The sequence below is a fragment of the Syntrophales bacterium genome (assembly GCA_030655775.1).
GTDB lineage: Bacteria > Desulfobacterota > Syntrophia > Syntrophales > JADFWA01 > JAUSPI01.
The window spans coordinates 25,308-32,143 of sequence record JAUSPI010000190.1 but is presented as its reverse complement, the minus strand read 5'-3'; the positions used below and the strand labels follow the sequence as shown (position 1 = coordinate 32,143).

At 42.8% G+C, this 6,836-nt stretch carries 6 protein-coding genes; 5 read left to right on the top strand and 1 reads right to left on the bottom strand.

Annotated elements, in window-relative coordinates:
- Positions 1 to 269: 269 nt before the first annotated feature.
- Positions 270 to 1,031 (bottom strand): DUF364 domain-containing protein, encoded by a 762-nt coding sequence (locus tag Q7J27_10340; protein ID MDO9529541.1) that lies wholly within the window; start codon positions 1,029 to 1,031, stop codon positions 270 to 272.
- Positions 1,032 to 1,482: 451 nt separating this feature from the next.
- Between Q7J27_10340 and Q7J27_10335 the strand changes: the two genes are divergently transcribed.
- The 5 genes from Q7J27_10335 (at position 1,483) to Q7J27_10315 (ending at position 6,812) form a co-directional block, all read left to right on the top strand.
- Entirely contained in the window at positions 1,483 to 1,626 is a 144-nt protein-coding gene (locus tag Q7J27_10335; GenBank protein ID MDO9529540.1) for an OadG family protein, read from the top strand.
- Positions 1,627 to 1,678: 52 nt separating this feature from the next.
- A complete protein-coding gene (locus Q7J27_10330; protein MDO9529539.1) occupies positions 1,679 to 2,803 on the top strand; it encodes a sodium ion-translocating decarboxylase subunit beta in 1,125 nt (374 codons plus the stop codon).
- 69 nt (positions 2,804 to 2,872) lie between these two features.
- Positions 2,873 to 3,088 (top strand): acetyl-CoA carboxylase biotin carboxyl carrier protein subunit, encoded by a 216-nt coding sequence (locus Q7J27_10325; GenBank protein MDO9529538.1) that lies wholly within the window; start codon positions 2,873 to 2,875, stop codon positions 3,086 to 3,088.
- 698 nt (positions 3,089 to 3,786) lie between these two features.
- Positions 3,787 to 5,304, top strand: coding sequence for an ATP-binding protein (locus Q7J27_10320; protein ID MDO9529537.1), 1,518 nt, complete (start codon positions 3,787 to 3,789; stop codon positions 5,302 to 5,304).
- 140 nt (positions 5,305 to 5,444) lie between these two features.
- On the top strand, positions 5,445 to 6,812 hold the full coding sequence (locus tag Q7J27_10315) for a sigma-54 dependent transcriptional regulator (GenBank protein ID MDO9529536.1): 1,368 nt from the start codon (positions 5,445 to 5,447) through the stop codon (positions 6,810 to 6,812).
- The last annotated feature ends 24 nt before the right edge of the window (positions 6,813 to 6,836 follow it).

Sequence of the window (6,836 nt, the reverse complement as noted above, 5' to 3'; positions counted from 1 at the left end):
CAAAGCCGCAACCCCAAAAGTGCCTAAAGTTTGAAGTGCCTAAAGTGAGCTAAAGTTAATGTACACGCCTTCGGCGCGGTCAAATTCGAAACAGGCTGCGCTGAAAGCGCATTTTTTAACTTTAGTCACTTTAGCTCACTTTACACTCTTAACTAAGTCTTGCTGCTTGAACTGGTACCAACATCTGCGCAAAAAACGCAGTTGTGGAGAATAAAGACTCTGACACGCCTAATCTTGGATGTATTCGTAAAAAGTCTTTTACAAGACTGTCATTTATCCAGCAGGATGTTGACAAACCGCAGATAGGGCCGCAAAGCAGATGTTCCTCCACCTTCAGAAATAATCTGCATAATCTTGTCTGTATTGAGCAGTGCAGAACCTCCTAAATGGCTTACCTGCGTCCCTTCAAACATTTCACCGCACATTGGCGTGGAAGGACCCAGCACCGCAACATGCCGGGGACTCCCCAGGCCGTTTAGCACCTCCTCCATGGTATCATTCAACAGTGTGGTAGCGGTAATGATAGCAACTGTACACTCTCTGAGTATTTTTTCTCTGTCCTTTTTATCCAGAACCTCCATCAGAGCCGGATTCCTCTCAATAATGGAAAGAGATGCCCCGGTTTTCTTTATCCGTTGCACCAGAGGACGAAAAAGTCCTATCATGGCGACCCTGTCTTCTGATCCAAGATTGATCAATGCGAGTGCGTCTTTTTCCTGCTCAGTCGGCTCCGGATGAATTATAGCATTCGCCGTAGCCAGTCCCAGCGCTTTTTCAAGGGGGGTTTTACCATCGACGAGACGCCTCAAAAGATCAAAAGCCTTTGAACCAACAAGTTTGCCGGCCTCATCAAAAACCGAACAGCCCGGGGTTAATTCGTGCCCCAACACCGCAGCCAGTCCCATCCGGTTTTCTTCCAGTTTCACACCCAGATAGCTGAGACCTATTCTGACCTCCTTTACCAGCAGATCGCCCCCTCTTCCGGAAAGATATTCATAAAAACGATTTGATATTTCACCGGTTGGTATCATTTCGCTTTACTCTCTCTCCCAAAAAGATTAATACACGAAAAGTCCCTTTTTGAAAAGCTTTCTAATCGTATATTTATCACCACACCTTAACGGAAAACAGGACCAATCGTTAAGAAATATCTGTCCTATGTTGAGCTGTTTATTAAGCCTGCAACGGACTCAAAATTCATCTTGGACAGATTTTATAACACCTTCATTCTAAAATAAATTCGAAGCATTAAAGGCATAGTCTGTTAAATCAGATACATTTACAAAATAATCTTGACATTGCTCGAAATTCTTGTTATTAGCGGAGCTCAGTTTAACACTGATAGTGGATAAAAGTATTTAGAAGGGTTTTATCGTTCTTTTTATTTTTTAATAAAATTTAAATGGAGATCCCTTTCCGGTCAGGCAAAGAGATTTCCGGGTTGTACCGGTATAAAAAAGCCACGTTGTCAGGAGGTTGGAAATGGTTGATTGGGGAGAAGCAATGAAGGTATTTGCTGTCGGATTTAGCGGTGTTTTTGTCTGCCTTATAATATTAATGTTATCAGTTATGGCCCTTGGTAAAATCGCTGCTCTGTTTACGAAAAAAGAGAAGAAGGAAGGTTAATCAAAGAAAATCCATCTTTCGGAAGGTAAGTTAAGGAGGTAAAATAATAGACATGGATTTGAGTTTATTTGTAAAGGTCATTGAAGGTACAGGGTTTTTAAATATAACCTTCGGAAATGTTATAATGTGGGTAATAGCTTTTACTTTTATCTGGCTTGCTATAACTAAGAATTACGAACCTTTGCTTCTGGTTCCCATAGGTTTTGGAATATTCGTTGTAAACCTGCCAATGACAGGTCTTATGAAAGAAGGTCACGGCCTTCTCTGGGTTTTTTACCATTTCACTATCGATAAGTGGGACCTACTGCCACCGATTATCTTTATGGGTATAGGCGCCTTGACCGATTTTGGGCCGGTTTTGTCCAATCCGAAGACTCTTCTTCTCGGTGCGGCGGCACAATTCGGTGTTTATATGGCTTTCTTTATTGCTCTCTTCTTAGGATTTGACCTCAAGGAGGCCGCCTGTATCGGAATCATAGGAGGGGCCGACGGACCTACAACGATATTCTTAACGGCGCAGCTTGCTCCACACCTCTTAGGTGCGACAGCATTGGCAGCCTATTCATATATGGCAATGGTACCGATAATCCAGCCGCCGATAATGAACCTGATGACGACCGAGGCAGAGCGCAAAATCAAGATGAAACAGACACGGCCGGTCAGCAAGCTTGAAAAGATTTGTTTCCCGCTGATGGCGACAGGTATCATCTGTCTCCTTATCCCCGAATCCGCGCCTTTGATGGCAATGCTGATGCTGGGTAATCTGTTCAAGGAATGCGGTGTGGTCGAACGTCTCTCCAAGGCAGCATCGAATGAATTGATAAATATTGTAACGATATTTTTAGGTCTATGTGTTGGCGCTGCTATGCCGGCAGAGCTCTTTTTGAAACAGCAATCGCTCTTCATATTCTTCCTTGGATTAGTCGCCTTCAGTTTCAGCACATTCGGAGGTCTTGCCCTTGCCAAGATCTTCAACCTTTTCTTAAAAGAGAAGATAAATCCTCTGATCGGTTCGGCTGGTGTGTCGGCGGTACCCATGGCCGCGCGTGTCTCGCAGGTTGTGGCGTCAAAGAATGACAAGCGTAACTTTATTCTGATGCACGCGATGGGACCCAATGTGGCCGGCGTGATTGGTACAGTATCAGCAGCAGGACTATTTCTGACGTTATTAAAGTAACAGGAATTAATCCCCGTTCGTCTAAGTACATGGGGTAATTCGATAAAAACCTTAAAAGGAGGAATGCAAATGAGTGAAGAAATACTCGCTCCAATGCCGGGAAACATTTGGCAGATTCTTGTTAAACCTGGTCAGGAAGTAAAAGAAGATGATGAACTTCTGGTACTCGAGGCGATGAAAATGGAAAATCCCATCTTCTCTCCAATAGACGGTGTAGTGAAAGAAATCAACGTAAAAGAGAAAGATGCCGTGGATGTTGATCAGCTCTTGATGATCATAGAGTAAAGACATCGTATCGGCACAAACGATACACCAAAAGTAGCTTTAGTTTGCTCTATCGGTAAAAGCCCCTTTAATATATCTATTACGGGGGCTTTTGCGTTTTCCAAGGCAGAAAAACTGTCCTCGTCCCTTTTTCCCCTGACCTTTTTGCCATGCCTCTCAATGGCAGGCGAGGCGCCACGGTATTGCATCTCCCCGCAACAAGTTGCGGGGAACGAAGTAATTCGAAGAATAATCTCCGACTTCCAAGTAACTTAAATTTGCAAATGTGTTGCAAGTAGTTAACATTTCTCAATATCTGCCAGAAATAACGCATTTGTTAAAAACATGAGTTACTTCCAATTATAATGCCGCAAAGTGGCATAGTGAGCTGTTTAGTAAGTTAGAATTTGCTTTCTGGTAGAAAGCAAATTCGTTAACGCACTTATCCCGTTTATCGGGGTAAGGAAAATGTCTATTTTTTATTCGCTCGCTAACCCCGCCGCAAGCAGCGGGGAACGAAGGAATTCGAAGAATAATGCGCTCGCTGTTCAGTTCATCCATGGGAATAGATTCCAAATCTGTTTCCACAAACTTGACTTACCCTTTATTTGCAGATATCATAGCGTCAAAAAATCTAATCTGCCGGTTTGATTGCAAATATCTTATCCCAAGCTGAAACACTGGTAGATCAGACCTGGCCTTCGGACACAAAATTTTCTATGGAAACTTTTGCCTTAGCGGCGATCAGCCTTACAATTTCGATTTCCCTTTTAATCAAAAAAAAGAGGAACCCCGTCTACCTGTCCTTTGCCCTTTTATGTTTTGCGCTGTTTTTACAAAAAATCGGGGTGTTTTTCTACGGAATTTTCAATATTGGTTTCTGGAAAGCTATCTACTATCTGGGCTTTCTTTCAATCCCTCCGTTGCTGCTCGCTTTCAGCCGGTTCTTCATCAATCGGCAAATCTTTCCGAAGAGAATTATAGCCTTGACCACATTCGGCAGTTTCTTGATAGGAGGTGCCCTGTTTACAACTTTTCACAGATGGTCTCACCTGGATATCATCCCTTATCTGTTTGTTGGCTTCGCATCGGTTTACTGCTACACAGCTTTTCTTGCTTCCATTAAAAAAAGGGCATCGGATATAGAAAAAAAACGGATGGTTTATCTTGCCATCGCCTGTGCCATGGCAGCAGCCGCAAGCATTTCCGACATATTTTACCACTATGGTTATGCAGTTCCTCCCCTCTCAAACATTGCAATAGCTGCCCTGATATATTTTACTCTGATTATTATTACTTATCCCCATCTTCCGGAATTCTATGAAATTATGGCCAGGGCTCTTATAATTTTCATCCTTACATTGTTCGCAGCCATCGTATTTTACCTCATCATCGGCCTATTTGGAGAGGGTTCAACATTGCCCCCCATTAACATTATGTTAATGACGTCTTTCATAATCGTTATCTTTATTGATCCCGTCAAACTGATACTAAAAAAAATTGCCAGCTTCCTTTTCTTTGAAGGCAGGGATGTATTCACATCCCTTTACGCTATCGACGAAAAACTGGAGAATGAAAAATCAGTGCTTCTGGAAGAGATGGCAACCGGGCTTGCCCATGAAATAAGAAACCCTCTCGGTTCCATCAAGGGGGCCGCACAGTACCTGAGATCAGAAGTGGATACCGCCGAAAACCGAAATCTCCTTGATGTCATCACGGAGGAGGTGGATCGTCTGAATAATGTCGTTTCACAGTTTCTCAATTATGCCAAGCCCTACACGGTGAATGCAAAAAAGCAAAATATCAACAATATTATAGAAAAAACTATCGCCCTGATCAAAGCAGATAACCTGTCAGAAAAGATTACCATCAAAAAGTCTCTTTCCCCCGATCTGCCGGAGATAAATGTAGACGGTGAGCAACTGATGCAGGTTTTTCTTAATATTGCGTTCAATGGGATTGAGGCAATGCCCGAAGAGGGGACTTTGAGTTTCACTACATCACAGATCGAAAAGGAAGATGCCACCATCATAGAGATCGCTGTCCGGGACACCGGCAGAGGCATCAATAAGGAAGACATGGAAAATATATTCAAACCCTTTTTCACAACCAAGGAAAAAGGGACAGGTCTTGGCCTCCCGATCTGCCAGAGAATTATCACAAAACATGGTGGTCATATTGAGGTAAAATCAAATCCAGGTAAAGGAACAACATTTTATATAAGAATTAAATCATGACACCGGGGTCAGCTTTGAATCAAAGAATAAGCAAAAGGAGACAACAGAATATCCTGCCACACTTTTTTTGCTGATTTCTGCTTGCAGGCCCGATAAAATAACCTTGACAGCAGTGCAATGCCATAATAAATTTACGTGTTATGCGAAGAATCTTAGTTGTTGATGACGAATTAAATATGCGGCTGGTTTTAAAGGCCATGCTCAAAAAAGAAAACTATGAGGTTGCTACTGCCTCCAATGGCCTTAAAGCTCTCGATATACTGGCGACCAGTGATGTTGCAGTAATTGTAACCGACCTCAAAATGCCCGGGCTTGACGGCATGGGTCTTCTGGAAAAAACGGTCAGGGACTACCCCTCAATACCGGTCATTATCATTACCGCTCACGGCACGATAGACACAGCGGTGGATGCCCTGAAGAAGGGGGCATTTGATTACATCACCAAACCATTTGAACAGGACGACCTGAAGAACGTTATCAACAAGGCATTCAAAACCAGAATGTTTAGTGAAGATGAAGTGGTTTTGAGTCCCGACGAAATAGACCGATATGAGATCATAGGCTATGGCAAAGGCATGACTGAAATATTTGATACGATTAAAAAAGTGGCCCCCTCTACTACAACGATCCTCATTACGGGAGAAACAGGGACAGGAAAGGAACTGATAGCCAACGCAATCCACAGGAACAGTCCCCGTAAAAATAATCCACTTATTAAGATTAACTGTTCCGCCATCTCAGAAAATCTTATAGAGAGCGAACTTTTTGGTTATGAAAAGGGGGCATTTACAGGTGCAGTCTCAAGAAAGCCGGGAAGATTGGAACTCGCTCATAAGGGAATCCTTTTTCTCGACGAGGTAGGCGATATTCCAAAGGAGATGCAGGTAAAGCTCCTCAGGGTAATACAGGATCATGAGTTTGAAAGGGTGGGGGGACTCCAGACAATAAAGGTAGATGTAAGATTGATTACAGCCACAAACAGGGACCTTCTTCAGGACGTAAAAGAAGGAAGGTTCAGAGATGATCTTTATTACAGGCTCAATGTCCTACCCATCCATCTTCCGGCTTTGAGAGAAAGAAAGGAAGATATAATTCCCTTGGCCGATTTTTTTGTCGAGAAATTCAACAAAAAACTTAATCGAAACATCAAACACATTGATTCAGGGGCAAGAAGACTTTTCCACAATTATAGCTGGCCCGGGAATATCAGGGAGCTGGAGAATCTTATTGAAAGACTTGTGTTGATGGCCAAAGGACATAGTATTACCATCAAAGATCTCCCAGAAGAATTCAATTTCCAGGATGAAGCAGTAGTAACTTTCCGGCCTGAAGACCAAAAAAAATCTTTTAAAGACATCATCAAAAGCAAGACGGCGGAAATAGAAAAACAGATTATCATCAAGGTTCTGGAGGAATGTAACGGAAATATAACAAAGGCGGCAAAGCGGCTCGGTCTCAGCAGGAAGGGACTTCAACTGAAAATGACAAAATACGACCTCCGGAAATAAGGTTCCTAAAAAGATTGCAGGCAT